Origin of the sequence: Sphingomonas caeni (assembly GCF_026013415.1) — a bacterium.
GTDB classification, from domain to species: Bacteria; Pseudomonadota; Alphaproteobacteria; order Sphingomonadales; family Sphingomonadaceae; genus Sphingomonas; species Sphingomonas caeni.
This window is the reverse complement of sequence record NZ_JAPDOK010000001.1, coordinates 381122-407843: the sequence shown is the minus strand read 5'-3', so window position 1 is coordinate 407843 and position 26722 is coordinate 381122. Positions and strand designations below refer to the sequence as shown.

22 protein-coding genes are annotated in these 26722 nt (G+C 67.2%); 11 read left to right on the top strand and 11 right to left on the bottom strand.

What is annotated here, in order from left to right; all coding sequences use genetic code 11:
* The first annotated feature begins 80 nt into the window (after positions 1-80).
* The 3 genes from OF829_RS02215 (at position 81) to OF829_RS02205 (ending at position 4721) form a co-directional block, all read left to right on the top strand.
* Positions 81-1139 (top strand): LysR family transcriptional regulator, encoded by a 1059-nt coding sequence (locus OF829_RS02215; protein ID WP_264938313.1) that lies wholly within the window; start codon positions 81-83, stop codon positions 1137-1139.
* Positions 1140-1266: 127 nt separating this feature from the next.
* Entirely contained in the window at positions 1267-3873 is a 2607-nt protein-coding gene (locus tag OF829_RS02210; protein WP_264938312.1) for a glycoside hydrolase family 3 protein, read from the top strand.
* A gap of 71 nt (positions 3874-3944) precedes the next feature.
* Positions 3945-4721, top strand: a complete 777-nt coding sequence (locus tag OF829_RS02205; RefSeq protein ID WP_406701385.1) for a FadR/GntR family transcriptional regulator — start codon at positions 3945-3947, stop codon at positions 4719-4721.
* A gap of 1 nt (position 4722) precedes the next feature.
* Here the strand turns inward: OF829_RS02205 and OF829_RS02200 are convergent, their stop codons facing one another.
* Together OF829_RS02200 and OF829_RS02195 are read right to left on the bottom strand one after the other, a co-directional pair.
* Positions 4723-6621, bottom strand: a complete 1899-nt coding sequence (locus tag OF829_RS02200; RefSeq protein WP_264938310.1) for an NPCBM/NEW2 domain-containing protein — start codon at positions 6619-6621, stop codon at positions 4723-4725.
* On the bottom strand, positions 6618-7691 hold the full coding sequence (locus OF829_RS02195) for an alpha/beta hydrolase (RefSeq protein WP_264938309.1): 1074 nt from the start codon (positions 7689-7691) through the stop codon (positions 6618-6620). Before OF829_RS02195 ends, OF829_RS02200 begins: the two co-directional genes overlap by 4 nt.
* Before the next feature lie 166 nt (positions 7692-7857).
* On the opposite strand from OF829_RS02195, the gene OF829_RS02190 reads away from it, so the two are divergent.
* A complete protein-coding gene (locus tag OF829_RS02190; protein WP_264938308.1) occupies positions 7858-9933 on the top strand; it encodes an alpha-L-arabinofuranosidase C-terminal domain-containing protein in 2076 nt (691 codons plus the stop codon).
* A 482-nt stretch (positions 9934-10415) separates the two neighbouring features.
* Here OF829_RS02190 and OF829_RS02185 read toward each other — a convergent pair whose 3' ends face one another.
* Complete coding sequence (locus OF829_RS02185; protein WP_264938307.1) at positions 10416-10736, bottom strand: hypothetical protein; 321 nt, start codon at positions 10734-10736, stop codon at positions 10416-10418.
* A 266-nt stretch (positions 10737-11002) separates the two neighbouring features.
* Here OF829_RS02185 and OF829_RS02180 point away from each other — a divergent pair, with 266 nt between their 5' ends.
* Positions 11003-11149, top strand: a complete 147-nt coding sequence (locus OF829_RS02180; RefSeq protein WP_264938306.1) for a hypothetical protein — start codon at positions 11003-11005, stop codon at positions 11147-11149.
* Positions 11150-11201: 52 nt separating this feature from the next.
* On the opposite strand, the gene OF829_RS02175 is transcribed toward OF829_RS02180, so the two are convergent.
* Positions 11202-12200, bottom strand: a complete 999-nt coding sequence (locus tag OF829_RS02175) for a zinc-dependent alcohol dehydrogenase family protein (protein WP_264938305.1) — start codon at positions 12198-12200, stop codon at positions 11202-11204.
* A 196-nt stretch (positions 12201-12396) separates the two neighbouring features.
* Here OF829_RS02175 and OF829_RS02170 point away from each other — a divergent pair, with 196 nt between their 5' ends.
* Both OF829_RS02170 and OF829_RS02165 read left to right on the top strand, forming a co-directional pair.
* A complete protein-coding gene (locus OF829_RS02170) occupies positions 12397-13047 on the top strand; it encodes a BON domain-containing protein (protein WP_264938304.1) in 651 nt (216 codons plus the stop codon).
* Positions 13048-13232: 185 nt separating this feature from the next.
* Positions 13233-13598 carry a host attachment family protein gene (locus tag OF829_RS02165; RefSeq protein ID WP_264938303.1) on the top strand — a complete coding sequence of 122 codons (366 nt, stop codon included), beginning with the start codon at positions 13233-13235 and terminating at the stop codon, positions 13596-13598.
* Between the two features lie 6 nt (positions 13599-13604).
* Here OF829_RS02165 and OF829_RS02160 read toward each other — a convergent pair whose 3' ends face one another.
* Both OF829_RS02160 and ppsA read right to left on the bottom strand, forming a co-directional pair.
* Complete coding sequence (locus tag OF829_RS02160; RefSeq protein WP_264938302.1) at positions 13605-14573, bottom strand: 1-phosphofructokinase family hexose kinase; 969 nt, start codon at positions 14571-14573, stop codon at positions 13605-13607.
* Entirely contained in the window at positions 14570-17026 is a 2457-nt protein-coding gene (gene ppsA, locus OF829_RS02155; RefSeq protein WP_264938301.1) for a phosphoenolpyruvate synthase, read from the bottom strand. Before ppsA ends, OF829_RS02160 begins: the two co-directional genes overlap by 4 nt.
* A 125-nt stretch (positions 17027-17151) precedes the next feature.
* On the opposite strand from ppsA, the gene OF829_RS02150 reads away from it, so the two are divergent.
* Genes OF829_RS02150 through OF829_RS02135 form a run of 4 tightly spaced genes read left to right on the top strand, consistent with a single transcriptional unit; the run spans position 17152 to position 22813 of the window.
* Positions 17152-18450, top strand: a complete 1299-nt coding sequence (locus OF829_RS02150; RefSeq protein WP_264938300.1) for a glycosyltransferase family 4 protein — start codon at positions 17152-17154, stop codon at positions 18448-18450.
* A gap of 27 nt (positions 18451-18477) precedes the next feature.
* Complete coding sequence (locus OF829_RS02145; RefSeq protein ID WP_264938299.1) at positions 18478-19227, top strand: ABC transporter ATP-binding protein; 750 nt, start codon at positions 18478-18480, stop codon at positions 19225-19227.
* Complete coding sequence (locus OF829_RS02140; protein ID WP_264938298.1) at positions 19221-21599, top strand: ABC transporter permease; 2379 nt, start codon at positions 19221-19223, stop codon at positions 21597-21599. Before OF829_RS02145 ends, OF829_RS02140 begins: the two co-directional genes overlap by 7 nt.
* Before the next feature lie 2 nt (positions 21600-21601).
* The gene (locus OF829_RS02135; protein WP_264938297.1) at positions 21602-22813 is read left to right on the top strand and encodes an efflux RND transporter periplasmic adaptor subunit; all 1212 of its coding nucleotides are present in this window, start codon (positions 21602-21604) and stop codon (positions 22811-22813) included.
* Positions 22814-22855: 42 nt separating this feature from the next.
* Here the strand turns inward: OF829_RS02135 and OF829_RS02130 are convergent, their stop codons facing one another.
* The 5 genes from OF829_RS02130 to OF829_RS02110 are packed head-to-tail and all read right to left on the bottom strand — an operon-like array spanning position 22856 to position 26705.
* Positions 22856-23851, bottom strand: a complete 996-nt coding sequence (locus OF829_RS02130) for a prenyltransferase/squalene oxidase repeat-containing protein (protein ID WP_264938296.1) — start codon at positions 23849-23851, stop codon at positions 22856-22858.
* A complete protein-coding gene (locus tag OF829_RS02125; RefSeq protein WP_264938295.1) occupies positions 23848-24027 on the bottom strand; it encodes a hypothetical protein in 180 nt (59 codons plus the stop codon). Before OF829_RS02125 ends, OF829_RS02130 begins: the two co-directional genes overlap by 4 nt.
* A 4-nt stretch (positions 24028-24031) precedes the next feature.
* Positions 24032-24700: a phosphoribosyltransferase gene (locus tag OF829_RS02120; RefSeq protein ID WP_264938294.1), complete on the bottom strand. Its 669-nt coding sequence runs from the start codon at positions 24698-24700 to the stop codon at positions 24032-24034.
* A gap of 10 nt (positions 24701-24710) precedes the next feature.
* Positions 24711-25361, bottom strand: a complete 651-nt coding sequence (locus OF829_RS02115; RefSeq protein ID WP_264938293.1) for a dienelactone hydrolase family protein — start codon at positions 25359-25361, stop codon at positions 24711-24713.
* A 3-nt stretch (positions 25362-25364) separates the two neighbouring features.
* Positions 25365-26705, bottom strand: a complete 1341-nt coding sequence (locus OF829_RS02110; RefSeq protein WP_264938292.1) for an erythromycin esterase family protein — start codon at positions 26703-26705, stop codon at positions 25365-25367.
* Positions 26706-26722: the final 17 nt, after the last annotated feature.

Sequence of the window (26722 nt, the reverse complement as noted above, 5' to 3'; positions counted from 1 at the left end):
ACCCGCTCCTCGGAAACAGGCTTGGCGCTGCTTTGCAGCGTTGGGGAGCTATGGTAACCGGAAGGGCGACGAGGACCGCGATGCCAAATTCCGAACACGGTGTTCAGGCGCTGAACACCGATTCGAAAGCGCCGTCGAACCTGCGATGGGACGATCTCAAGGCCTTTTCGGCCACGGCCCGGCATGCCAGCCTGCGCGCCGCGGCCGAGGCCCGGCGGGTGTCGGTGAACACCGTGCGCGCGTCGCTCGCCCGGGTCGAGGAAGAGGTCGGCGCGGTGCTGTTCCGGCGATCGCGCGACGGCATCCAGCTGACCGACGCGGGAACCCAGCTGCTCGAGCAGATCCGGAAAATGGGCAATTTCGAGCCGGCCGCGCTCGATGGCGCGGCGGACGGCGACGTGCTGGTGCAGCCGGGCGAATTGCGCATCGCCTGCTCGGAGGCGCTGGGGTCGCTCTGGCTGACTCCCAGGCTCGACGCGCTTTCCCGGTTGCTGCCCGGGCTCCGCCTGAACCTGCAGCTCAGCTATGATCTGGCGCGGGATCGAAGCGGCGATCACGATGTCGGGCTGACCTACCATCTGCCGACCGATCCGGACATCATCGTCGCGCGCCTCGCCACCATGCACATGATGCTCTTTGCTTCGCCGGACTATATTGCCGAGCATGGCGATCCGCAGACCTTCGACGATCTGCGCGAGCATCGCTTCGTCGAGCAGGTGAGTAACGGCGTGAATTCGAGGCTCGTCGATCATCTGATCGGGCCGAACCGCCCGAACGGCTTCGTGCCGATCTGCTCCAATTCCGCGATCACGCAATTCTGGGCCGTCGCGCGGGGCGTGGGGGTCGGCGCATTCCCCACCTATGTGACGCTGCTGTCCGACCAGATCGTCCCGCTCAGCGCGCCGCTACGGCTACGTTTCGAACTCTATTATTTCTATCACGCGAACGCGAAGCGCTCACCGTCGATCCTGACCACCATCGCCTGGCTGAAAGAGGCGTTTTCCACCGAGCTTTATCCTTGGTTCGCGGACCGGTTCATTCATCCGCGCGACTTTCCCGATAGCGATGCGGGCGTGGCATTCACCCGGATTTTCTTTCGCGGATCGGCGGGGGCGGGCGCGCCCAAATTGTCTGACTAAAGTGGGCCCGTGCCCCGTTGAGGCTTGCCCAATAGTCGGACTATAAAACGGTCGAATCACAGGCAGGCAACGAGGCGGAGGGGAACGCGCGATGGGACGGCGGATCGTCATTGGCATATGCGCGGTGTTGGCATCGTTTGGAGCGACGGGCGTCGGTGCCCAGCTGCCCGGCGCCAGCCTTCCGACCTATCGCGACACTGACCGCCCGTTCGAGGCGCGCGCCGCCGATCTCGTCTCGCGCATGACGCTGGAGGAGAAAGCGTCGCAGCTCGTCAACGACGCACCGGCGATCCCGCGGCTCGGCATCCGCGAATATAATTGGTGGAACGAGGGGCTGCACGGCGTGGCGGCCGCGGGCTATGCGACGGTGTTTCCCCAAGCGATCGGATTGGCGGCAACCTTCGACGTGCCGCATATCGGGCAGGTCGCTAACCTGATCAGCATCGAGTTCCGCGCGAAATATCTCGCCGAGCGCCACCGCTTCGGCGGTTCGGACTGGTTCGGCGGGCTCACCGTCTGGTCGCCCAACATCAACATCTTCCGCGATCCGCGCTGGGGGAGGGGCCAGGAGACCTATGGCGAGGATCCCTGGCTGACCGCGCATATGGGCGTCGCCTTCGTTCGCGGGCTTCAGGGCGACGATTCCAGATATCTGCGGACCGTGTCGACGCCGAAGCATTTCGCCGTCCATAGCGGCCCCGAGGCGAGCCGCCACCGCGACGACGTCCATCCGTCGAAGCACGACCTCGTCGACACCTATCTCCCGGCCTTCCGCGCGACGGTGATGGAGGGCGGGGCGCAATCGGTGATGTGCGCCTATAATGCGATCGACGGCGCGCCGGCGTGCGCGAGCGACCAGCTTCTCACTCATTATCTTCGGAATGCGTGGAATTTCGGCGGCTATGTCGTGTCCGATTGCGACGCGGTCGGCGACATCTACCGCAAGGATCATCACGGCTACAGCGCCTCGCCCGAGGCGGGCGTGGCCGCGGCCTTCCATGCCGGCATGGACCTGATCTGCGGCGGGCCCGAGGAGATCGGCCATATCGTCAGCGCGGTGAAGACCGGGGTGCTCGAGGAGAGCGTGGTCGACCGGTCGCTGGTGCGGCTGTTCACCGCGCGGATGCGGCTCGGCCAGTTCGACGATTCGGCGAAGGTGTTCCCGGGCATCACCGCGAAGGATTACGATACCGAGGCGAACCGCGCGCTCGCGGAGGCGACCGCCGAGAAGTCGCTGGTGCTGCTCAAGAACGACAAGGGCCTGCTGCCGCTGACCCAGGCGCCCCGGCGGATCGCGGTGATCGGCCCGAACGCCGACAGCCAGGCCGCGCTGGTCGGCAATTACAGCGGCGAGCCCTCGCATCCCGTCACCGTGCTGAGCGGGATCAAGCGGCGCTTTCCCGATGCGCAAGTGACCTATGTCGAAGGCTCGGGGCTGATCGACCGTTCGCTCGAGGCGGTGCCCGCGGCGGCGCTGTGCGTCGATGAAGGCTGCAGCCGGAGCGGGGTGAAGGCGGAGACGTTCGACAATCGCGAATTCAAGGGCACGGCCAAGCGCTCGGCGATCGTGCCGCAGGCCGGCTATGACTGGTCGGGGGAGATGCAGAGCGGGGCGATCCGCTGGACCGGCTACCTCAAGGCGCCCGAGGACGGTGAATATACGTTCCGCTATGTCGCCAATGGCGGCTACCGGATCTGGATCGACGGCAAGCCGGTCGTCGATGCCTGGGCGGTCGACTGGCGGCCGTCGATCGCCAGCGGCAAGGTGACGCTCAAGGCGGGCCGGACCTATGCGGTTCGTGTCGAGGCGTTCCAGCGCCAGGCGCAAGGCTCCGAGCGGCTGATGTGGAGCGTCCCGAGCGATCCTCCGGCGGCCGCGGCGGTGGCGGCCGCGAAGAACGCCGATGTCGTCATCTTCGTCGGCGGCCTCACTGCCCAGCTCGAGGGCGAGGAGATGCGCTTTCAGGTGGATGGGTTCATGGGCGGGGACCGCACGTCGCTCGATCTGCCGCGGTCGCAGCAGCGCCTGCTCGAACAGGTTCATGCGGCCGGCACGCCGGTCGTGCTCGTGCTGATGAACGGCAGCGCGCTCAGCGTGAACTGGGCGGACCAGAACATCCCGGCGATCATCGAGGCTTGGTATCCGGGCGGGCAGGGCGGCGATGCGGTCGCCCGGGCGATCGCGGGCGATTTCAGTCCTGCGGGGCGCCTGCCGGTCACCTTCTACCGGTCGGCTGACGATCTGCCCGCATTCGGCGACTATGCCATGTCGAACCGGACCTATCGCTACTTCAAGGGCGAGGCTCTCTATCCCTTCGGCTATGGGCTGTCCTACACCAGCTTCCGATATTCGGGCGCGCGCGTCTCCAAGCCGAAGCTGCGGGCGGACGAGGCCGCCCAGGTCGCGGTCGATGTCACCAATAGCGGCAGCCGCGACGGCGACGAGGTGGTCCAGCTCTATGTCAGCAGGCCCGGAGTCGCGGGGGCGCCGATCCGCTCGCTCGCCGGGGTGCAGCGCGTCCATCTCGCCGCGGGCGAGACCCGCCGCGTCACCTTCGCACTGGGCGACCGCGCGTTGAGCATCGTCGACAGCGCCGGCGTCAGGCGGATCGTGCCGGGGAAGGTGGATCTGTGGGTCGGCGGCGGCCAACCCGGCGGACGGGCTGGCCTGGCGAAAGCCGCCGGAGCGCAGACCTCTTTCCAGATCACGAGCCCGGCGATCTTGCCCGAATAGCCGCGGCCAGCCAGGGGCCGCACACCGATTGCAATTGCATGAGTATTCGTCAGCGATATGCTGTTGCGGTAATGGGACATGAGAGGCTGCCACCAGCGACGTCCGCGGAGCCGGATCCAGAGGAGGCGTTCGCTTCGGCATTGACGCGTTCGCCCAAGGATTCGAGCCGGCGCCTGCGCGGGGCGGTCGCGCATTTCCTCGGCACCGCGATCGTTTCCGGGCAGATCAAGCCGGGGGAGAGGCTGACGGGGGAGGTTGCCAACGCCGAAGCCCTCGATGTCTCGCGCAGCGCCTATCGCGAAGCCGTGCAGGTGCTCACCGCCAAGGGGCTGGTGGAAAGCAAGCCGAAGGCCGGCACGCGCGTGCTCCCCCGCAGCCGGTGGAACATTCTCGATCCCGCGGTCCTTTCCTGGGCATTTTCGGGCGAGCCCGACAAGGATTTCGTGCGCGACATTTTCGAGCTGCGCGCGATCGTCGAGCCGGCCGCGGCGCGGCTAGCGGCGGAGCGCCGGGACAAGGCCGATATCCGGGCGATGAAAGAGGCGCTGGTGCGGATGCGACGGCACACGCTGGCCACCGACGCGGGCCGGACGGCGGACCGCGATTTTCATGATGCATTGCTCACCGCCACGCATAACGACGCGCTGATGGCGCTCAGCGCCAGCATCGGCGCCGCCGTGACCTGGACGACGCAGTTCAAGCAGCGCACCCGTGCGCTGCCGCGCGATCCGGTGCCCGATCACGTGCGCGTCTGCGACTCGATCGTCGCGGGCGACGTGGAGAGTGCCGGCGCGGCGATGCGCCTGCTGATAGACCTCGCGCTCGAGGACACGCGCATCACCATGTAGCTCAGTCGAGCAGTGCTGCCTCGCCCCAGGTGACCGGCCTGCCCTGAATGCCCGGCGTCGGCGTCCGCACCACCAGCTCGACCAGCTTCACCCCGCGCACATCAGCCGACAGCGCGAACGGCGCCTGGCCGAACCGCATCAGCGGCGACCGGGCGAGCAGCTTGCCGTCGCCATAGACGTAGAAGGTCGCGGGTGCGCTGAGCATCCGCGCCGAATCGTCGATGCCGACCTGGGCGCTGAAGCGGGCATGCCCCTGGTTGCGCACCTCGAGCCGCGAATTGGCGAGGATGCCGATTCCGGTGTCGAAGCGCTGGCGTCCGATGCCGAGATTGAGCCCATAGGGGGTCTGGTCCGGCTGTGCGCCGCCCCAGCCGCCATAGCGTGGATGCTCGCCGCTGCCGTGCGTGCCCGCCCAGAAGATCGGGCGATAGACCAGCGGCTCCTCCTCGGGCACCAGCACGCCGTCGGCGGCGGGGTTCACGATGCCGGGCGTTTCGGACAGGTAGAAGCCGCCCGCGAGCCGGCGGGTGCCGTGCGCGGTGAAGATCAGCGTCTGGTGCGCGGCGAGCTTGAACTTGTATTCGCCGCGGAAGCTGTGCTGCTCGCCGGTCCAGAGATCGGTGAGCGCGATATCGGCGTCCTTCAGGAGCTTGAGCTGATCGGCAGTGAAGCCCCCGCTGATCGGCCCGCCGGTGCGGTTGACCACCGCCACCGCCTTGTCCCCGTTCGCGAGCGTCTTCACGAAAATCTGGAGATCGTCGGTATCGAACGCCAGCACCGCCTGGTTGCCCGCCGGGTCCTGATCGACCGCGATGACGCGGCTGTTGCCGAAAATGTCGAGCAGGGCGGGCGGCGCCTTGCTCAGATCATAGCCGATCATCAGCGGCGCGCTCAGCATCGCCCAGAGCGCGAAGTGCGCGCGCGCCTCGGTCAAATGGTCGGCGTCGAAATCGCCGGTGCCGATATAGAGCATGTCGGGATCGTTCCACGAGCCCGGATGCGCGTAGAGCGGGCGGCGGGCGGCGCTGTCGAGGCTGTGGAGCATCCGGCCCCAGGTCGGCGCGATATCGTCGCTGGTGCGCGAGATGTTGCCGGTGTCCTTCGCCCAGGAGCGGACGTCCGCCGAGCCCCAGAGGCAGAGCGAATAGATGAAGTCGTTGTCGGGATTGTACTTTTCGAGCGCCTGCCGCACCTGGCCATAGAGGCTGCGCACCGTCGAGATATCGGTTCGGCCGAGCGACTCGCTGTCGATGAACGGCCCGAGCGCGCGCATCTTGCCCGAGCTGACCCAGGGACTGTCGGGGGTCAGCCCGCGGATGCCGCACGCATCGACCTTGATCAGATCGAAGCCCCAGTCGCGGAAATAGAGGCCGATATCGCGGTCGATATTGTCGTAAAGGCCCACCTCGCGCTCGGCGAGATTGCCCTCGGGCTGGTTGAGCCCGTCGCTGCTGTACATCTGCGCGCAGCTGTTGCGGCCGATATCCGAATAGATGCCGGCCTTGAGCCCCATCGCGTGCAGCCGGTCGGTGAGCGGACGGAAGCTCGTCTCGCCGCCGCCGATATCTGCCGAGGGGAAGTTGGCGGTGCGGATGACGATGCGGCCGTCGGCGGTGCGGCGGCGGAGCCACCAGCCGTCGTCGAGGTCGATATAGCGATAGCCCTTGGCGGCCAGCCCGGTGTCGACGATCACCTGCGCCGACGCCAGCAGCTTGCGTTCGTCGATCCCGCTGCCGAAGGCGTTCCAGCTGTTCCAGCCCATCGGCGGGCGCGCCGCGGCGCCGCGCGTATAGGCGCTCCAGCGGCCGGTGGGGGCGAGCGGGTCGGGACCCGCCTGCGCGGCGAGCGGCGAGACCGTAGCGAGCAGGGCGGCGATGCAGCAGGCGAAGCGTACGCTCATCGTGCGGCTCCCATCACGAGGTTGCGGCTGAAGAAGGGAAGCACATAATCCTGGAAGCGTACCGCCACCGCGCTGGTATGCGTGCCCGGATAGATTTCGAAGCTGTTGGGGATGCGATAGGCGTCGAGCACGCCGTGCAGCTTTTCGGCGTCGAAACGCAGCCCGTCCTGATCGCCGACATCGATCGCGATCGCCCGGTAGCGCCGCAGATTGGCGATATATTGGTGGACGAAGACGAGCGGCGCATTGGCGGTCCATCGCGCGAGCACGTCGGGCTGGAGCTTGCCGTTGCTGAAGGGGAGATCGAGATAGAGCGGCGGCTTGTTGGGATTGGGCGACCAGGCCGCGGCGGTCGCGAGCTGGGCGCGCTGGCCCCATCCCAGCTTGGTCGCCTGATCGAGCGAGGTGACCGCTTCGAGCGGTGCGCTCGCCTCGGCGGTGAAGCTCGCCGGATCGCGCGGGGACAGGCAGCACGGGCTCATCATGTAGAGCGCGCCGAACACATCCGCATGCCGCATCCCGATCCGGCTCGTGCCATAGCCGCCCATCGAATGGCCGGCGAGCCCGCGGCTCTCGCGCCGCGCGATCGTGCGGTAATGCGCGTCGATATAGGCGACCAGCTCGCGCGCAACGAAGGTCTCGAAATCGCCGGTCGTCACCGAACTCGAATACATCGAGCCGTTATGGACGGTCTTGCTGTCGGGAAAGACGATGATCATCGCGTTCGCGCCCTTGGCGAACGCGCCTTCCACCGTCTGCGGCGCGTGGATCTCCTTGATCCATTGCTCGGCGCCGATCGAATAGCCGTGCAGCGCGTAGACCACCGGATAGCGGCGGCGGCGATTCGCGGCATAGCCGGGGGGCAGCATGACGATGACGTCGCGATCCGCGCTCTCGCCCTCGAGATTGCCCTGGATCGCCGCCGAGTGGACCTTGATCCGCTCGACCGTCACCGGCCTCGCGCCCGCGACCGGATCGGGAACGATCGTGGCGACTTGCGCATAAGCCGCGCCGGCGCTCGCCAACACGATCAGCGCGGCGGCCGCGCCAAGTGCCTTGAATAGCCTCATCAGGATGCTCCCCTTCGCGCTTGACTGCTCGCGCACCGCCAATTTGTCAGTGTATTTTCGGAGCGAGTCAATCAGACTGAGGGCGGAATCGCTCAGCGTGAGGCTATTGGCGCGGCGGCGGTTCGCACGCTAATACACCGAGTATATCTGGAGAGGGAGGATCGGCATGAGCGGTCTCAAGCACAGGATCGTCGGACTGGGTGTGGCGCTCTGCGCGCTGGTCGGCGCGTTCGACGGGCATGCGCAGCAAGTGCAGGTGACGATCGACGCCGCCAAGCGGTCCGACGCGGTCACCCCGCATGAATATGGCATGTTCATCGAGCCGATCGGCAGCCTCGTCGCGCGCACGCTGTGGGCCGAGATGCTCGACGACCGCAAATTCTATTTCCCGGTGGTGCCCGCGTCCCGGGACACCCCGCCCCCCGCCAATGCCGAGGGCCGCCCGGGCGTGACCCTGCGCAAGTGGCGCCCGATCGGCGGCGACGACGCGGTGACGATGGACACGCGCGATCCGTTCGCCGGCAAGCAGTGCGCGAGCGTCGCGGTGGCGGGCGAGACGCCGCGCGGGCTCGGCCAGTCGGGCTTCGGCGTCGCGGCCGGCAAGCGGTATGACGGCTCGCTGTGGCTGAGCGGCGATGCGGGGGCGCGCGTGACCGTGTCGCTGATCTGGGGCGACGGCCCCAACGATCGGCAGAGCGTGACGCTGCCGGCTCCCGGCGCGGGCTGGCAGCGCGTGACGTTCGAATTCACGCCGGGCGCGGATTCGAGCGGTGCCCGGATCGAGATCGTCGGGACCGGCACCGGCAGGTTCCGCGTCGCGGCGGCATCGCTGATGCCGTCCGACAATATCAATGGCTGGCGCGCCGATACGACCGCGCTTGCCCGCTCGCTCCATTCGGGCTTCTGGCGCCTGCCGGGCGGCAATTTCCTGTCCGACTGGGACTGGCACGGCGCGATCGGCCCGCGCGACCGGCGCGCGCCGATGTTCGATTATGCCTGGAGCGCGATGCAGACCAACGATCTGGGCATGGACGAATGGATGGAGCTTGCCCGCCTGGTCGGCGCCGAGCCCTATGTGACCGTCAACGCCGGGCTGGGCGATGCCAATTCGGCGGCAGAGGAGGTCGAGTATCTCAACGGGCCCGCGACCAGCTATTGGGGTGCAAAGCGCGCCGCCAACGGCCATCCCGAACCCTATCGCGTCAAATACTGGAACATCGGCAACGAACCCTATGGCTGGTGGCAGATCGGCAAGACCAGCCTCGATTATTACCTGATCAAGCACCGCGAATTCGCCGAGCGCATGCGCGAGGTGGATCCCGGGATCGTCCTGATCGCGTCGGGCGCGATGCCCGACCAGCTGCATCCCAAGGGCGTGCAGGAAAATGTCACGCTCCAGGACATCCAGCCCCGCTTCGGCACCGAGGAGGACTGGACCGGCGCGTTCTTCGCCAAGGCGATGGGCACGTTCGAGGGGATCAGCGAGCATTGGTATGACCGGCCCGAACAGCGCCCCAACGCGCCCAAGGATGCCGAGCTGCTCGAATATGTCCGGTCGCCGTCGAACCAGGTCCGGATGAAGGCCGAGGTCTGGAAGATCTACGAGCAGCGCTTCCCGGGGCTCCGCGAGAAGGGCATCTTCCTGTCGATCGACGAATATGCCTATTTCGGGCCGGCCACGCTCAAGAACGCGCTCGCTTACGCAATGGTGATGCAGGAAATGCTGCGGCACACCGATTTCCTGAAGATGAGCGCCTTCACGACCGGCGCATCGACGATGGACATCACCCCCACCGCCTCGGTGCTCAACTCGACGGGAATGGTCTTCAAGCTCTATGGTGAGCATTTCGGGGCGGGGACGGTGCCGCTGGCGGTCGGCGGGAACGCGCCGCAGCGCGACCCGCAATTTCTCGTCGGCTATGCGCACAAGCGCGTGAATGCGGGCAGCCCGACCTGGCCGCTCGACGTGATCGCGGGGATCAGCCCCGACGGAAAGTTCCTGCGGATCGCCGTGGTCAACGCGACCTATATGCCGCAGCGCTTCGCCGTCGATCTGCGCAACCTGCGCACCCGCGGAGGCGGCACGCGGTGGTTGCTCAGCGGGGCCTCGCCCGAGGCGGCGAACAAGGTGGGCGCCGCGGCCGGGGTGAGCATCGCGGAGACGAAAGTGCCGGCCCTTGGGCGGCAACTGACGGTGCCGGCGATTTCCACCTCGATCTTCGAGTTCCCGATCGACCGATAAGGAGCAGCGCCCGCTCCACCGCCCTTGGCAGCAAGGCCGCGGCGGGGCGGGGAAATGGTGCCAGAAGATTTCTCGAAAATTCAAAGCAAGAATTTGACAATAAAATCAATGTCATTCCAGCTTCTGAAATATACCCTCAAAAATATTCCTGAAAATATTGGGCGATGGTTCGAGTCCTTCAACTGGTAATTCTGCTAATACGTCCAACAGGCAAACTCTTACTGTAATTTGTCTTCGGTGTCCACTTAAATCCTGGCGCACTCGCCCGTACTAGCTACACTGACTATCCTACGCGCAAGATCGAGGCAGTTGAATGCCTAGCGCTAGTGGCACGGAGATGCGGCGCTGGAGTCGGCAATCAATGCTCGTGCGTCGCTATTCGAGGTTTGAGCTTCGAAGTTTGGGGCCCTTGGCGGGGTAGTGGGCCTAGGTGGCATGGCGCTACGCACAGCGAACTCCATTTGGCGCGGAGTGCGGATGCCCTAGTGAGACAACAGCATCTGGCGCGCATTCGAACCGTCGGCCGTAAAACTTTGTCTGTAGGCCACCGGATCAGCGGTCGGAATTTTCGACTCCCCCTCTTGCGCCATGTGCCGCGCCGCAAGTGCAAGATCGCAGACGCGCCACATTGGACAATCGAGGCATTCGCGAGTCCTGCGCTCCACACACCCAACGCAATTCTGCAGGTGCAGTTGCGCGAGTCCGCTGTGTGAAAGCTCTGCCTCGATCGAATTCGCGCGCATCGCAGCCTCGATTTCCTGGAGCGCTCGTCGCCTGAAATATCGCCGTTCGCCGTTCGACATGTTTGATCTCCCGCGGCAACTAGCTGCCGATCATAAACTCGTCACGAGACACTCCGAACTTGATACTTCACCGTGGGAAGCTGCGTCGCGGGCGACTTCCCCGTACCCCAGTTGAAACATGGTGATCGTCGGAAAACAGTCCGGGAATCGGGTTATATACTTAGGTTGGGATTAGTGCTTCTCCTGACCTCAATCCTGCGCACGGCTTGTGATACGATCTCATCGCGACTCGGATGGACCGAGCCACCTTTCGAGGGGGCAGTCACATGGACTGGGTTATACGCCAAAACATTGAGAAATTCGAGAGACTGATCGCCGCCGCGCCGGACGCGAAGGAGCGCGCTCGCCTCCAGAGCCTATTGGACGCCGAACGCGCAAAGGGTGGAATTATCTACAAGCAGCCGGCGGATTGAAGCGGGCCTCATTCGCCCGCGATCCAGGCAGCGAATGGACGCTGCGGAACCCTCAGCGGTGCTCGGGCACAAGGACTGCAGCGCCTTCGATCCGGCTCGTTCGTAATGCGTCGAGCGCTTCATTGGCTTGTGCCAATGGATAGACCTGCGTGGTCGTTCGCAGCGGTACCCGGGCGGCGAGCTCGAAAAAGGCTTTGCCGTCGGCGCGGGTGAGATTGGCGACCGAGCGGATCGAACGCTCCCCCCAAAGGTCAGCGTACGGGAATGACGGGATGTCGCTCATATGGATGCCGGCGCAGACGACCCGGCCGCCCTTGCGAACAATGCGGAGCGCCTCCGGGACAAGCTCTCCGGCCGCGGCGAAGAGAATCGCGGCATCGACCGATTCCGGCGGCGCCTGATCCGAACCTCCGGCCCAAGCGCAGCCGAGCGATCTGGCGAAATTCTGGCTCGCCACGTCGCCCGGTTTGGTGAGGGCATAGACGTCTCGGCCCTGCCAGCGCGCGATCTGCGCGATGATGTGCGCGGCCGCGCCAAAGCCGTAGAGTGCAATGCTGCGGCAGTCGCCCGCCATCGCGAGCGCGCGGTAGCCGATCAGGCCCGCGCAGAGCAAAGGCGCGGCCTCGACATCGCCGAAGGCCGCCGGGATTTCGAGGCAGAAGCGGGCATCGGCAACCACGTGCGTCGCATAGCCACCGTCGCGCGAGGCGCCGGTGAAGACCGGCAGGTCGCAGAGATTCTCTTGCCCCAAGCGACAGTAGAAGCACCGTTCGCACGTGCCCCCCAACCAGGGCACGCCCAGCCGCTGTCCCACCGATACCCCATCCACACCGGCGCCGATGGCCACGATCCGCCCGACGATCTCGTGGCCGGGCACGATCGGAAAATTCGCGGCGACCTCGCCGTCGACAATATGCAGGTCGGTGCGGCAGACGCCGCAGGCCGAGACCTCGAGCACGACTTCGCCGCGCCCGGGCGATGGGATCGGCCGTTCGACCGCGCGGAGCGCCGCGCCAGGGCGGTCGAGCTGCATGGCATAGGATCGTGTCATGCCGCGTTCCTGAAGCGCAGCACGGCGCCGCGATATACGGGAAAGACGCGAGGCGGCCCCGTTGTGCAGAACACGATGCTGCGTTCCCTCGCCGAACGGTCGAATTAGGGATTCTCCCAATTCTCGGATGTCTTGCGCAGGTCGAAAATCACCCCGCCGAGTCCCCGCTCGGAACGATTACACAGGAGTGACAGCAATGAAAACCGACAGCCAGTTGCAGCGTGATGTGCTCGACGAGCTCTCTTGGGAGCCCGAGGTCGAGCACGCGCATATCGGCGTGACCGCGAATCAGGGTGTGGTGACGCTCACCGGCCATGTGCCGAGCTATCTCCAGAAGATCGCGGCCGAGCGCGCCGCCAAGCGCGTCAAGGGCGTCAAGGCGGTCGCCGAGGAAATCGAGGTGCGCTTCGCGTTCGATCCCAAGACCTCGGACGACGAGATCGCGGCGCGCATCGTCCAGCTGTTCCGCTGGGATGTCAGCGTGCCCGACGACCGCATCCAGGTGGTGGTCTCGAAGGGCATGGTGACGCTCACCGGCGAAGTCGACTGGAACTATCAGAAGGAAGCGGCCAGGGCGGCCGCGGCGCGCATCAGCGGCGTGCGCAGCGTCTATAATGCCATCACCGTGCGCGCTCGCGCCTCCGCGGGCGACGTGCGCGATCGTATCATGGCGGCGATCAAGCGCTCGGCCGCGCTCGACGCCGCGTCGATCGACGTCAAGGTGCAGGGCAGCACGGTCAAGTTGCGTGGCAACGTCCATGGCTGGAACGAGCGGCGTATCGCCGAGAATGCCGCATGGGCGGCGCCGGGCGTGACCAAGGTCGAAGACGAGATCGTCTTGGCCTGATCAACTGAGGGCCGGTCGCTTGCGATCGGTCCGGCGGTTGCCAGAAGGGGCGCCGTCCACGCGGCGCCCCCTTTTTGTGTGCGCGGAGGGACCTCGGATACGGAAAACTCCGCATTTCGCCGCGAGCCCATCTCCCGCATCCAAAGACCTCGACCGGGTCTGCGGCCCGGATGACGGAGGTTTCGATGCTCGTTCCGCATGGTGCCCTGGTCCTCGTGCTCGATGGTGCGCATGTTCAGTTGCTCCGCAACCGGGGCGGCGACGTCGTGCCGGACCTCGAGGCCGTGCCGGGCGATCAAATCCCTCGCTGTGCCGGACGCACCGATGACCGGCACCAAGACAGGTTTGCGCGAGATGTGATCGCTGCGGTCGATCCGCTCCTCGCGGGCGGCACGCCACTGATCCTGGTCGCGCCGCCACAGCGGCTGGGAGAGCTGCGTGCCGAGGTGCCGAAGCGCGTCCGCCGCCACATCGTCGGTGAGATCGCAAAGGACCTCGCCGGTTGCGCACCGCAGGAACTCGCGCACCGCTTGCACCTCGTGGCCGCGTAGCGGCGCTCAGCCGGAGGGGCTCGCGCTCATGGTGCCGCTCGGCGATCCGCCGGTCAGCTGGGCGTGAAGCCGTGCGACATCCTCCGCGTGCGCGAGCCCGGTTCCGGGCGCCATCAACGCCGCGGCGCCCGCCGCGATACCGAGCGGGACGGTGTCACGAAGCGCCATTCCACGCGAGAGGCCGAGTACGACACCGCCCATCATGCTGTCGCCGGCCCCCACCGTACTGCGGACTGGCACCGCGATCGCTTGGAACCGCTCCGCGCTATCCTGGGTGACCAGCAGGGCGCCGCGCGAACCCAGCGAGAGCAGAACGGTTTCGGCAAAGCCGCGCCCGATCAGCTCGCGGGCAGCGGCTACCTCGGCCTCGTCGCTGCCGATCGGGTGACCAACCAGGTCCTCGAGCTCGCGCAGGCTCGGCTTGATGAGCGCAGCGTTGAGACCCGCGCATGCGGCGAGCGCGGGTCCCGAGCTGTCGAGCAGCATTCGAATGTCCAGTGATCGGCATATGCCGCCTACCCTCAGGTAGAAATCATCCGGCACGCCGGGGGGCAGGCTGCCGCTGGCGACGAGCCAGCGCGGGCGGTGCGGCAAGGCCTTCAGCGCTTCGAGACAGCATGCCTGCTCCGCCTCGGACAATTCGGGGCCCGGCAGCACGAAGCGAAACTGGTTGCCCGTCCCGCTCTCGTCGACCGTGAAGCTCTCGCGCGTGATGTCGGCGATCGCGACCGCGCGAAACGGCACCTGCGCCTGACCGAGAAGCTGCTCGATGCGCTGCCCCGGAGGGCCGCCGCTGGGGAAAATCGCAGTCGCCGCGCCGCCGAGCGCGGTCACCACCCGCGCGACATTGATGCCGCCGCCGCCCGGATCGAACTGCGGGGCGCCGCAGCGCAGTTTGTGCCCGGGACGGACCGTCTCGGTCGCCGTGGTGACGTCGAGCGCTGGGTTCATCGTGAGCGTGGCGATCTCGGTCATGTTCGTTCCGCATCCAATGCCTGCTCGACCTCGGCCAGCCGCCGCAGCGTGGGCACGAAGCTGTCGGGATTGAGCGAGATCGAGTCGATCCCGTGTTCGACCAGGAACCGCGCAAACTCCGGATAGTTGCTCGGCGCCTGACCGCAGATTCCGACCTTGGCGCCGCAAACCTGCGCGCGTCGTACGAAGTCGGCGATCATCCGCGTGACAGCGGGGCTGCGCTCGTCGAACAAAGGCGCCAGCACATCGGAATCGCGGTCGATCCCGAGCATCAATTGGGTCAGGTCGTTCGAGCCGATCGAGAAACCGTCGAACCGCGCGGAGAATTCCTCGGCGAGGACGATGTTCGAAGGAATCTCGCACATCATGTAGATTTCGAGCCCGTTCTCGCCGCGCACCAGTCCGTTCGCAGCCATTTCGGCGAGGACGAGGCGGGCCTCTTCGGGCGTGCGGCAGAAGGGCACCATCACTACGACGTTGCTGAGCCCGATCGTCTCCCGCACCTGCTTGAGCGCGCGGCATTCGAGCGCGAAGCCTTCGCGGTAGCGCTCATGATAATAGCGCGAGGCGCCGCGGAACCCGAGCATCGGATTCTCCTCGCGCGGCTCGAAGTCGCGGCCGCCCAGCAGCCCGGCATATTCATTGGTCTTGAAGTCGCTCAGCCGGACGATCGCGGGATGCGGATGGAAGACGCTGGCGATCTTGGCGATACCGAGGGCCAGCCTGGACACGAAATAGTCGCGTGGATCCGCATGGCCCTGGGTCAGTTCGGCGATCCTGCGGCGCTCGCGCGGATCGGAAACGCGCTCCGGATGGACCAGCGCCATTGGATGGACGCGGACATGGTTGCTGACGATGAATTCCATGCGCGCGAGGCCGACCCCCCTGGCGGGCAGGAGCCACCAGGCGAGCGCGGCATCGGGATCGGCGAGGTTCAGCATGAGCTCGGTGCGCGTCCGGGGCAGCGCGTCGATCTCGATCGTCTCGCTGCTGAACGGAATCAGGCCTTCGAGAACGCGGCCCTCCTCCCCTTGTGCGCAGGAGAGCGTGATCTGGTCACCGTCGCGCAGCAGCCGGGTAGCGCTACCGGTGCCGACGACCGCGGGAACGCCAAGCTCGCGGCTGACGATCGCGGCATGGCTGGTCGAGCCGCCATGATCGGTGACGATGCCCGCCGCGCGGCGCATCACCGGCACCCAGTCGGGGTCGGTCATCTCGGTGACCAGGATCGCGCCGTCGGGGAAGCGCTCGATGTCCCGCGCGTCGCGGATCAGGCAGACGGGGCCGGAAGCGATCGCCTGACCAACCGCCGATCCGGTGACGAGCAGCTTGCCCGTTCCGTCGAGCCGCCAGCTGCGAAGCGTGGAAGCGGAGCGGAGCGCATGCACGGTTTCCGGCCGCGCCTGAACCATGAAGAGCTCGCCGGTCACGCCGTCCTTGGCCCATTCCATATCCATCGGCCGCCCGTAATGCGCCTCGACCGCGACGGCCCAGCGCGCCAGGGTCAGCACCTCTTCATCCCGAAGCACGAAGGCACGGCGTTCGGCCCGGCTGGTCGCGACGATCCGTGTGCCCTTGCGGGCGTAGCGCATCTTCCGCGCCTTGCCGCCGAGCTTGCGCTCGACGATCGGCGCGAGGCTCGGGTTCGCCAGCAGGGGCTTGAAGACGCGATAGAGGTCCGGGTCCACCGATCCCTGCACCACCGGCTCGCCGAGGCCCCACGCCGCGCTGATCGAGATGAGGTTGGGGAAGCCGGTTTCGGTATCGAGCGAGAACATCACGCCCGATCCACCCTTGTCGGCGCGCACCATGCGCTGGACGCCGATGGATAGCGCGACGGCAAAATGGTCGAATCCCTTGGCCTCGCGATAGCTGATCGCGCGGTCGGTGAAGAGCGACGCGTAACAGGTGCGGCACGCCGCGAGCAGGGCTTCCTCGCCCGCGACGTTCAGCAAGGTTTCCTGCTGGCCGGCGAAGCTCGCGTCTGGGAGGTCTTCCGCAGTCGCGCTCGACCGGACCGCGACGGCGACGTTGGGGACGCCCGTTCGCTCGCAGAGATCGCGATAGCTTTCGCGGACCGCCTGGACGAGGCGGGCGGGGAGACTGGCGTTCGCGATCATCGACCGGATCGCTTCACCCGTGTGGTGAAGCTGCCTGCGGCCGCCACGATATTCCTCGATCGCGCCCCGCAAAGCGCTGTCGAGGCCGGCTTCGGCGATCGTGGCGCGATACGCCGCGGCGGTGATCGCGAAGCCCTCCGGTATCCGGACGCCCGCCGGCGCGAGATGCCGCATCATCTCGCCGAGCGAGGCGTTCTTGCCGCCGACCTGCGGCACGTCGCTCATGCTGGTCGCTTCAAGGGGCAGCACCCATGCCGCTTCATGCTGCGGCGAGGGGCTGGACTGAGCCGCAGGGCTTTCGCCTGGCGGCGGCAGGGTGGCTGTCTCGGTCATCGGCTCAAATTGAACGTTCCGGCGCGCGTGACGATACGCAATGTCCCGAGGCGCATTGGGACAATTCCGTATCCTCGCCCGGCGGCGGTATCGATAGGCAAGGGGGCAATCTTCCCAGGGAGACGATGATGCGCCCCGACACCGCCCGCATTTTTTCGTCCGGCTTTGGTGCCGGCACCGTCCTTCATCGCTCGCATGTCGATCGGATCGCTTTGATCGGCAATGCACTGCCCAGGCTGTGCGGCCTCGCCACCTTCACCAGCCACGTCCATGACGCGTTGCGTGAGCGGTTCCCGGCCGTGGCCGTGGACCATTATGCGATGGTCGATCCGGGGCGCAGCTATCGCTTTCCGCCCAGCGTGACGCGCGCCATCGCGCAGGAAGACCGCGCAAGCTATCGCGATGCGGCGCGGGCGATCGAGGCGAGCCGCCCCGACCTGGTCTGGGTCCAGCACGAGTTCGGCATCTACGGCGGGCCGGCCGGCAGCTATCTGTTCGAGCTGGTCGACCGCATTTCCGCGCCGCTGGTGGTGACACTGCACACGGTGCTCGAAACCCCCGATCCCGAGCAGCGGCGCGTGATCGAGCGGCTGGCGGCGCGCGCGTCGCTACTGATCGTCATGGCCGAGCGGGGGCGGGAGATACTCGAGCGCGTCTATGGCATCCGGGGCAACGAAGTCGCCGTCATCCCCCACGGCGTGCCGGACCGCGCCTATGTCGATCCTGGCGTGGCGCGCAGTCGCTTCGGACTGGAGGATCGGCCGACGATCCTGACCTTCGGCCTGTTGTCGCCCGGCAAGGGTATCGAGACTGTGATCGAGGCGTTGCCGGCGATCCTCCGCCGCCGCCCCGACGCGCTCTATTCGATCGTCGGCGCCACCCATCCGCACCTCATCGCGCACGAAGGCGAGGCGTATCGCGAGCGGCTTCAGACGCTCGCCGCCGGGCTGGGGGTCGATCATGCGCTACGCTGGGAGAATCGCTTCCTCGGCGAGCAGGAACTGCTCGACCGCATCGCCGCGGCGGACGTTTACGTGACGCCCTATGCGAACCCGGCGCAGATCACTTCGGGAACGCTCGCCTACGCGCTGGGTCTCGGGAAGCCGATCGTTTCGACACCCTACGCCCATGCCGCCGAGCTCCTCGCTCAAGGGCGGGGCACGCTCGTCGGGTTCGGGGACGTCCCGGCAACCGCGGACGCAATCGGCACATTGCTGAGCAACGACGTGAGGCGCGCCCGCGGCGCGGCGGCGGCCTATGCGCATGGCCGCTCGATGATCTGGGCGCGGATGGCCGAGCGGTCGATGGCCGCGTTCGGCGAGATGCTCGGCGAACGTCCGGCGACCTGCGGTGCGATGCGCTGGGTTTCCGCTTGTCCTGGGGACGCGGCGGTTACGGTCCGCCAGATGGCCACCGCCGGCTGAGCCGCCCGAGCCAGGTGGGGGACAGAGATGACAAGGCTGGCGCCCGAAGCTGATGAGCGTGCGGACGCGCAGCGATCACTCGTCTATCGCGTCGAGGGCCTGACCAAGACCTATGGCGAGGGCGAGAACGCCGTGCATGCGCTGCGCGGGGTCGATCTCGTCGCGTCCGCGGGCGCGATGATCGTGCTGCTCGGTCCTTCGGGATCGGGCAAGTCGACCCTGCTCAACATTCTCGGCGGGCTGGACCACGCCACTTCGGGCCATGCCTGGTTCCACGACCGCGACGTCACCGCGTTCGATGACGACGCGCTTACCGAGTATCGCCGCCGCAACGTCGGCTTCGTGTTCCAGTTCTACAATCTGGTGGCGTCGCTGACCGCGCGCGAGAATGTCTCGCTGATCACCGAGATTTCCGACAATCCGATGGACCCCGCCGACGCGCTCGCGATGGTTGGGCTCGAGGCGCGGCTCGATCATTTTCCGGCGCAGCTTTCGGGCGGCGAGCAGCAGCGCGTGGCGATCGCGCGCGCCATCGCCAAGCGGCCCGAGGTGCTGCTGTGCGACGAGCCTACCGGCGCGCTCGACAGCCAGACCGGCACACGCGTCCTCGCCGCGCTCGACCAGGTCAACCGCGAGCTCGGCACGACTACCTTCGTCATCACTCACAATGCAGTGATCGCCGACATCGCGGACGAGGTGCTGCTGTTCGGGGACGGCCGGATCACCGGCCGGCGGCACAATGCCGTCCGCGCCTCCCCGATGGGACTGACATGGTGAGGCGCTTCCGCTCGACGCTGACGGTCAAGCTGTTCCGCGACTTCTGGCGCCTGCGCGGCCAGGCCGTGGCGATCGCGCTGGTGATCGCGGCGGGCGTGGGCACGATGGTGATGGCGGTCGGGCTGATCGGCTCGCTCGAGGCGACCCGCGACGCCTATTACGACCGCTATCGCTTCGCCGATGTGTTCGCGCCGCTCGTGCGCGCGCCCGAGACGGTCATGACGAAGGTTCGCCTGCTGCCGGGCGTTGCAGCAGCGGACAGCAGGATCACGACGCGGGCGACGCTCGACGTCGCACAGGTGGCCGAACCGGTGACGGCGCAGGTCCATTCGCTGCCGTCCCCACGCCCCGAGGCGCTTCACCAGCTGGTGCTGCGCGAGGGGCGTCTTCCTGATCCGCGCCATCCCGAGGAAATCGTCGCCAACGAGGCGTTCGTGAAGGCAGCGGGGCTCTCCATCGGCGATCCGGTCAAGGCCGTGCTTTATGGTAAGCAGGTCGAGTTGCGCCTCGTCGGCTCGGTGCTTTCGCCCGAATATGTCTATGTCCTGTCGGCGGGCCAGATCTTTCCCGACAATCGCCGCTCGGCGATCATCTGGATGGGCCGCGAGCAGCTCGCGGCTGCGCTCGATCTGAATCAGGCTTTCAACGACGTGCTCGTGCGGCTGGCGCCGGGGGCAAGCATTCCCGAGGTCGAACGGCGTCTCGACCTGCTGCTCGGCCCCTATGGCGGGATCGGCGCCTATTCGCGCGAGCAGCAGATTTCGGACCGGTTCGTCGCCGGCGAGATCGACCAGTTGACGACCATGGCGACATTGTTGCCGCCGGTATTTCTGCTCGTCGCCGCCTTCCTGTTGAACATCGTGCTCGCTAGGCTGGTCGATACCGAGCGCGAGGTGATCGGCCTCCTCAAGGCGTTTGGCTTCCCCGTTCGGGCGATCATGCTCCACTATGTTCAGCTCGCCACGCTGCTCTCGATTGGCGGGCTGGCGCTCGGGATCGCGCTCGGCGCCTGGCTCGGGCGCGGCATGGCCGGCATCTACCAGCGCTTTTTCGCCTTTCCCTTCCTCGAGTTCCGGATCGACGGCAACGCCTATCTGCTCGCCGGCGCCGCCACGCTGATTCCGGTGGTGCTGGGTGCAACGACCGCGGTCTGGCGATCGGCGCGGCTGTCGCCGGCCGATGCGATGCGGCCCGAGGCGCCGCCCGACTATTCGAGCCGCGCCGTGACCTGGCTGGCGGGCGCGGTCGGCCCCGACGAGCCGAGCCGGATCATCGTCCGCGGGCTGCTGCGCCGGCCGATCCGGTCCGGACTGACCGTGCTCGGCCTCGCGGCCGCGACCATGCTCTACGTCTCTTCGGCCAGTCCCACCGCCAGCATTGGCCGGATGATCGACCTGGGCTTCGGCGTCGCCGACCGGTCCGATCTCATCGTCACCTTCGCCGAGCCGCGCGACGCGCGCGCGCTTCACGAACTCGAGCGGATTCCCGGCGTGCTCCGCGTCCAGCCCTTCCGCGCCGTTGGCGCGCGCCTGCGCTCGCGCCAGCACGAGGTCCGCGAAGCGCTGTCGGGAGTAGAGCAGGGCGGCGGACTGTCGCGCCTGATCGATCTCGATGGCGGCACCTACGAGCCTCCCGCCGCTGGCGCGGTCCTGTCCGGGCGCACCGCTCGCCGGCTCGGCGTCGGTGTCGGCGATACGATCGAGGCGGCAGTGACCGAAGGCGAGCGGCCCCGTTTCCGGCTGCACGTCGCAGCGGTGCTCGACAGTCCCTTCGGGAGCGCCGCGAGCGTCGACCGCGCCAGCCTGAACCGTCTGCTGCGCGAAGGAAACACATTGTCGGGCGCTTATCTGCAGGTCGATCCGATCGCCTTGCCCAGGGTCTATTCGCGCCTGAAGGCGAGCCCGATGGTCGCCGGCGTCTCGGCGCGCACGGCGATGCTGCGCACGATGAACGAGACGATCGAGCAGAATTTCGCGATCCAGACCTTCTTCTATGTCGGCCTCGCGATGCTCGTGGTCGTCGGCGTGGTCTACAACAGCGCGCGCATCAGCCTTTCGGAGCGCGCCCGCGATCTTGCCTCGCTCAGGGTCCTCGGCTTTCGTCGCCGCGAAGTCGCGTTCGTCCTGCTCGGCGAGCAGGCGCTGCTCGTGCTGCTCGCGCTTCCGCTCGGTATCTGGGCGGGCGTCGAACTGTGGCGGTTCCTGATCGGCCAGTTCAGCACCGAGATGTTCACGATCCCCTTCGATATCGACCCGCGCGTATTTGCCCGGAGCATTCTCCTCGTCGCCGCCGCCGCGGCCGGCACCGCGCTCCTCATCCGCTACCGCGTCGACAGGCTCGACCTGATCCGCGCGCTCAAGACCAGGGAATGACCATGCGACGCAAACTTGTCACCGGGCCCAGGATCCTCGTCCTGCTGATCGCGGTCGTCCTCGCGATAGCGCTGTTCGTCGCGACCCGGACCCCGGCGGTCGAGGTCGAGGCGGGCGAAGTCGCGCGTGGGCCGATGGCGGTCACCATCGACGACCTTGCCGAAACGCGCGTACGGGATCTCTATATGGTCTCCGCGCCGATCACCGGCGAGCTGCTGCGCGTGCCGCTCAAGCCCGGCGCGCGCGTGGTTGCCGGCGAGACCCTGCTCGCGCGCATCCGGCCGGCCGAGCCGGGCGCGCTCGACGCGCGCGCGCTTGCCCAGATTCAGGCCAATGTGCGCATGCTCGAGGCGCAGGCGGCGGCGGCGCATGCACAGGTGGAAGATGCGCTCGCGGCCCAGGATCTCGCCGAACGTCAACTGACCCGCACCGCCACGCTGCGTGAACGCGGGTTCGTGACGCAGGCCGCGCTCGATGCGGCGCGCGCCACCCGCGACCGCGCCCGCGCCGCAGTGCATGCGGCGCGCCAGGGTGAGTGGGCCGCGCGCGAGAGCGTCAACGCCGCACGCGCCGGCCTGATCGCGCCGGGGAGCGGCACGACGGGTCGCGGCGTGGTCGAAGTCCGCGCGCCGGTATCGGGAACGGTGCTGACGGTGCCGCAGGAGAGCATGCGTGTGGTGGTGGCCGGTACGCCGTTGGTCTCCGTTGGGGATCCCGCCGGGCTCGAGATGGTGACGGACCTGCTTTCCGCCGATGCGGTGCAGGTCAGGCCCGGCGCGGCCGTGTCAATCGAGGATTGGGGTGGCGCGCGGCCGCTCAAGGGACGAGTCCGGCTGGTCGAGCCCTTTGGCTTTCTCAAGGTCTCGGCGCTCGGCGTGGAGGAACAGCGCGTCAATGTCGTCATCGATTTCGCGGAGCCCCGCGAGGCATGGACCCGGCTGGGTCACGGCTTTCGCGCGACGGTCCGGATCGAGACATGGCGGGCGGAAGATGCGGTGCTGGTCCCGATCAGCGCGCTGTTTCGCAGCGGCAGCGACTGGCAGGTCTTCCGGATCAGCGGCGGCGTCGCCCGGGCGGTATCCGTCAGGATCGGCCGGATGAACGCCGACGCGGCCCAGGTGCTCGGCGGGCTCGCACCGGGCGATCGGGTGATCCTTCATCCCGGCGACAAGGTGGCCGACGGCGTGAAGGTGCGGATTGCGGACGGCTCTTGAGCCAGGGACAGGCGCTGGTGGATATCCGAGCGCGCGACTGCTTCACCGACAGGCGCGCAGCACCCGAAGCGCGATCAGGGTGTTCCATCGGCTCGGCGCGCCCGGCTGCTCCATGACGAAATGAACCTGCCCCGGATGAGGCGCGGGCAACAGCCAGCGTCCTTCCCTGCATTTCGATCGGACGATCGCCAATGCCTCCGTCATCCTGTCGTCCCAGGCTGCCGCGGACCGAAAATAGTCCAGGGCCCTGAGGATGTTGAATTTCCAGCGTGGCGGGAAGCACAACCGGAGCATGTCATCGCGGATCACTTCCCCGCTGCGTTCCGAGCGGAACAGCCGATGCCGCAAGAGAAACTCACGCCCGGCCGCCGACGCGCGTTCCAGCTCCTCCCGCCGATAGCCATAGCCGTTGGCGGCATATTCATGGAGACCTTCCAGCACCGAGAGGGTCGAATCCATGGAGCTGTGGCGCGCGCCCGAGCGATTCCGCCAGCAATTGAAGCCGCCGTCTTCCATCCACTGGGCAAGGATGAAGTCGACAATCCGCCGCAGCGATGCCTCGGGTGCGCCGAAATAGCTGGCATAGTTCAGGAACATGCCGTTCACACAGACGTCGCTGACTCCGATGGAACGGGCGGGGCCGATGCCGCCGTCGGCGAACCATTGCGCGGCGAGAATCCTGTTCACGCTTTCGCGCGGAACCGGATGATCGGGGGCGATCCCCAGCGTCTTCAGGTCGAGCAGCGTATAATGCGAGCTGGTCCATTTGGGCTGGTAGAAGCCGCGGCCCCACGAGCCGTCAGGGTTCCGGCACGCCAGGAAACGCGCACCCCAGCCTTGGTTGGCGATCCTCGCGCGCAAAAGGGGATCATCTTCGTCGAGCAGGTCGCGTCGAACCTGATACTGGATCGAGACATCGCCCCCGAGCAGCCAGGCGCGCAGCCCCGTCTCCAACGCGTCCTTGCCGCCGCCGGCGGGCGACGTGCCCGGCAATGCGATCCCGGCCGGTTCTCGCTCGGTTCGATCGGCCGCCGTCATCGCCATGGCTGCGACCACACGATAACGAGCAGCCAGAAATCGTCGACCAGTGCCATCACGAGACGGACCAGCACCCAACCAAGCAGCAGCACGAGCAACCAGGTTGCCGCCGCGACGAGGCGGTTCGGATGCGTCAGCCCCTTCTTCAGGTGACGGTGCGGCGAGCGGATCCGCATGGGACTACGCAGCCTGACCGATCGCATTGGCGCGGGCGAGTAGGTCGATGACCTCGGCATCGCCAGTCTGCGTGAAATCGGCATAATGCGCGCCCACCGCATAGAAGGGATCGGGCGCTTCGAGGCAGACAAGTTCATCACATTGGGCGCGTAGCGCCGCGATGGCATCGGGGGGTGCGACAGGCACGGCCAGGACGAGATAGGCGGGGAGGTTCTTTCGAATTCCCATGAGCGCCGCGGTGACAGTGCCGCCGGTCGCGATACCGTCGTCGACGACGATCACGGTTCGGCCGGTGAGGGGCTTGGGCGGGCGCTCGCCGACATAGGCACGGCGGCGCCGTTCGATCTCTGTGAGCTGGCGCGTCAGCTCGGCGCGCAGATAGGCGGGATCGACGCCGAGCTGGCGCATCGCCGCCTCGTTAACCACGAGCTGAGGCTCAGCACCATCGACCACCGCGCCGATACCGAACTCCTCGTGTCCCGGAGCGCCAAGCTTCCGCACGAAGAGCAGGTCGAGTTCGGCCCCCAGAGCCGTCGCAACTTCGAATGCGACCGGGACGCCCCCGCGCGGGAGCGCCAGCACCAGGGGATTGCGGCCGCGCAGGTGCAGGAGCGCTTGCGCGAGGCACCGGCCGGCCGCTCGTCGATCCGGGAACATTGCGCCGTCTATCATCGGGACCTCCTCAGGCCTTGAGATGGGCGAGGAACCAGCGGCGGGCATGCGCGATCACCTGGTCGAGCGTCCCGGGTTCCTCGAACAAATGTCCTGCGCCGGGCACGATCACCAGCTCATGCGGACAGCGCAGGTGCCGCATCGCGTGCTCGTTGAGCGCGATCACGCTCGTATCGAGGCTGCCGACGATCAGCTGGGTCGGCGCACGCACGCGCGCGAGCGCGTTGGCGCCGGCAAGGTCCGGCCGGCCGCCGCGCGATACGATCGCGCCGATCTCCATCGGCGCGGCCGCGGCGGCGGCGAGCAACGCCGCCCCGGCTCCGGTGCTGGCGCCGAAATAGCCGATCGGAAGGTTGAAGGTGCGCGGGTCGGCCCTGGCCCAGTGCGTCGCGCGCATCAGACGCGACGCGAGCAGCCCGATGTCGAACACATTGCCACGATCGGTTTCCTCGACCGGCGTCAACAGGTCGAGCAGCAGCGTTGCGAGCCCGGCCTCGCGCAGCCCCTCGGCGACATGATTGTTGCGCGGACTCAGCCGCCCGCTGCCACTGCCATGGGCAAAGATCACCAGGCCACGGGCATCGCCGGGGACGCCCAGAATGGCCTCAAGGCCATCGGGATGGATCAGGATTTCGCGCGGCTCGATATCGGCGACGGTCATGGCTCAGAGTCCGAAGGGCCAGGTTTCGGGCGCGCCACGGACATGCTCGGGTCCGAGCGGCGTTACCGCGTGCGTTTCGTCGAACCACACCCAGGCGTCGAACTGCTCGCCCAGCATTGCCTGGAAATAGTGGCTGAGCAGCTCGGTTTCGGGACGATAGACGACGCCGATCGCGCGTTCGAGCAGCGGGCTGCGCAGCATGTCGGCAAGGCCGCGCCGCTCGGGCGAGCGCCAGTCGGTCAACGAGCGCGCCTGGCCGGTGCGGCGGAAAGCATGCTCGTAGCTGTCCGGGCGGGCCGGGCGCACCGTCTTGATCTCCATGCCGGCGCCCCAGTCGCTGGCGGCGGCGACCGTGCCGCGGTCGGTTCCGAAGCCGATCAGCACCGCTGCCTCGCCATAGGCCATCCGGCACAGCTCGCCGATGTTGAACTCGCCGCGCCAGCCCATCGCCGTCGCGGCGGCGTTGCCGATATGGGAATTGTGCGCCCAGACGACCGCCTTCGCATCGTTGCCCCGGTGCGCGATCAACGCCTGCAGCGTCGTGAACATGTGGCGATCGCGCAGATTCCAGCTTTCGGCCGCGCCGCGATACATGGCGCGATAATATTGTTCGGCCGCCCGGACGATGCGCGCGTTCTGGACCGCGTCGAACCAGCGCTCGCCATCGTCGCGAAGATAGGTGAGGCGATGTTCGAGCAGATCGCGCAACTGCGCCACGACGGGATCCTCGCAACTGCCGCGTCCGCCGCGTTCGACGGCTCGCCCGTAATGCGCGGGCTCGTCCTGCCAGGGGGTGAGGCAGCCATAGCGCCGCCGCGCGCGTGCCGCGCCATCCGGATCGACCTTGTCGAGATAGGCGAGCACGGCGTGAATCGACTCTCCGAGGCTGTAGACATCGAGCCCGTGGAACGAGGCACGCTCGGCTTCGGCAAGCGGCGCATTATGGCCCCGCATCCAGTCCGCGAAATCGAGCACTTCCTGATTGCGCCACATCCAGGCCGGGAAACGCGGAACGACATCGCCGCGGCGCGGCCGCGGTGCCTGATGGCGGACATAGTCGTCGATCCGCGCGGCATCGGGCCAGTCGGCCTCGACCGCGACCATCGTGAAGCCGTGCCGCTCGATCAGCCGCCGCGTGATCGCGGCGCGCGCGCGGTAGAATTCCGAAGTGCCATGCGTGGCTTCTCCAAGGAGGACGATTTGAGCATCGCCGAAGCGATCGAACATCGCGCCGAACTTCTCGGCGTCGGCCGGGTGCGGGAGCGGCTCGGCGGCGAGCGTCAGCGCGTGCACCAGCTCGGGCGATGCCTCCCGGTCCTCGCGATCGAGATCGACATATTGCACGGCGCTCTCCGTCTTCA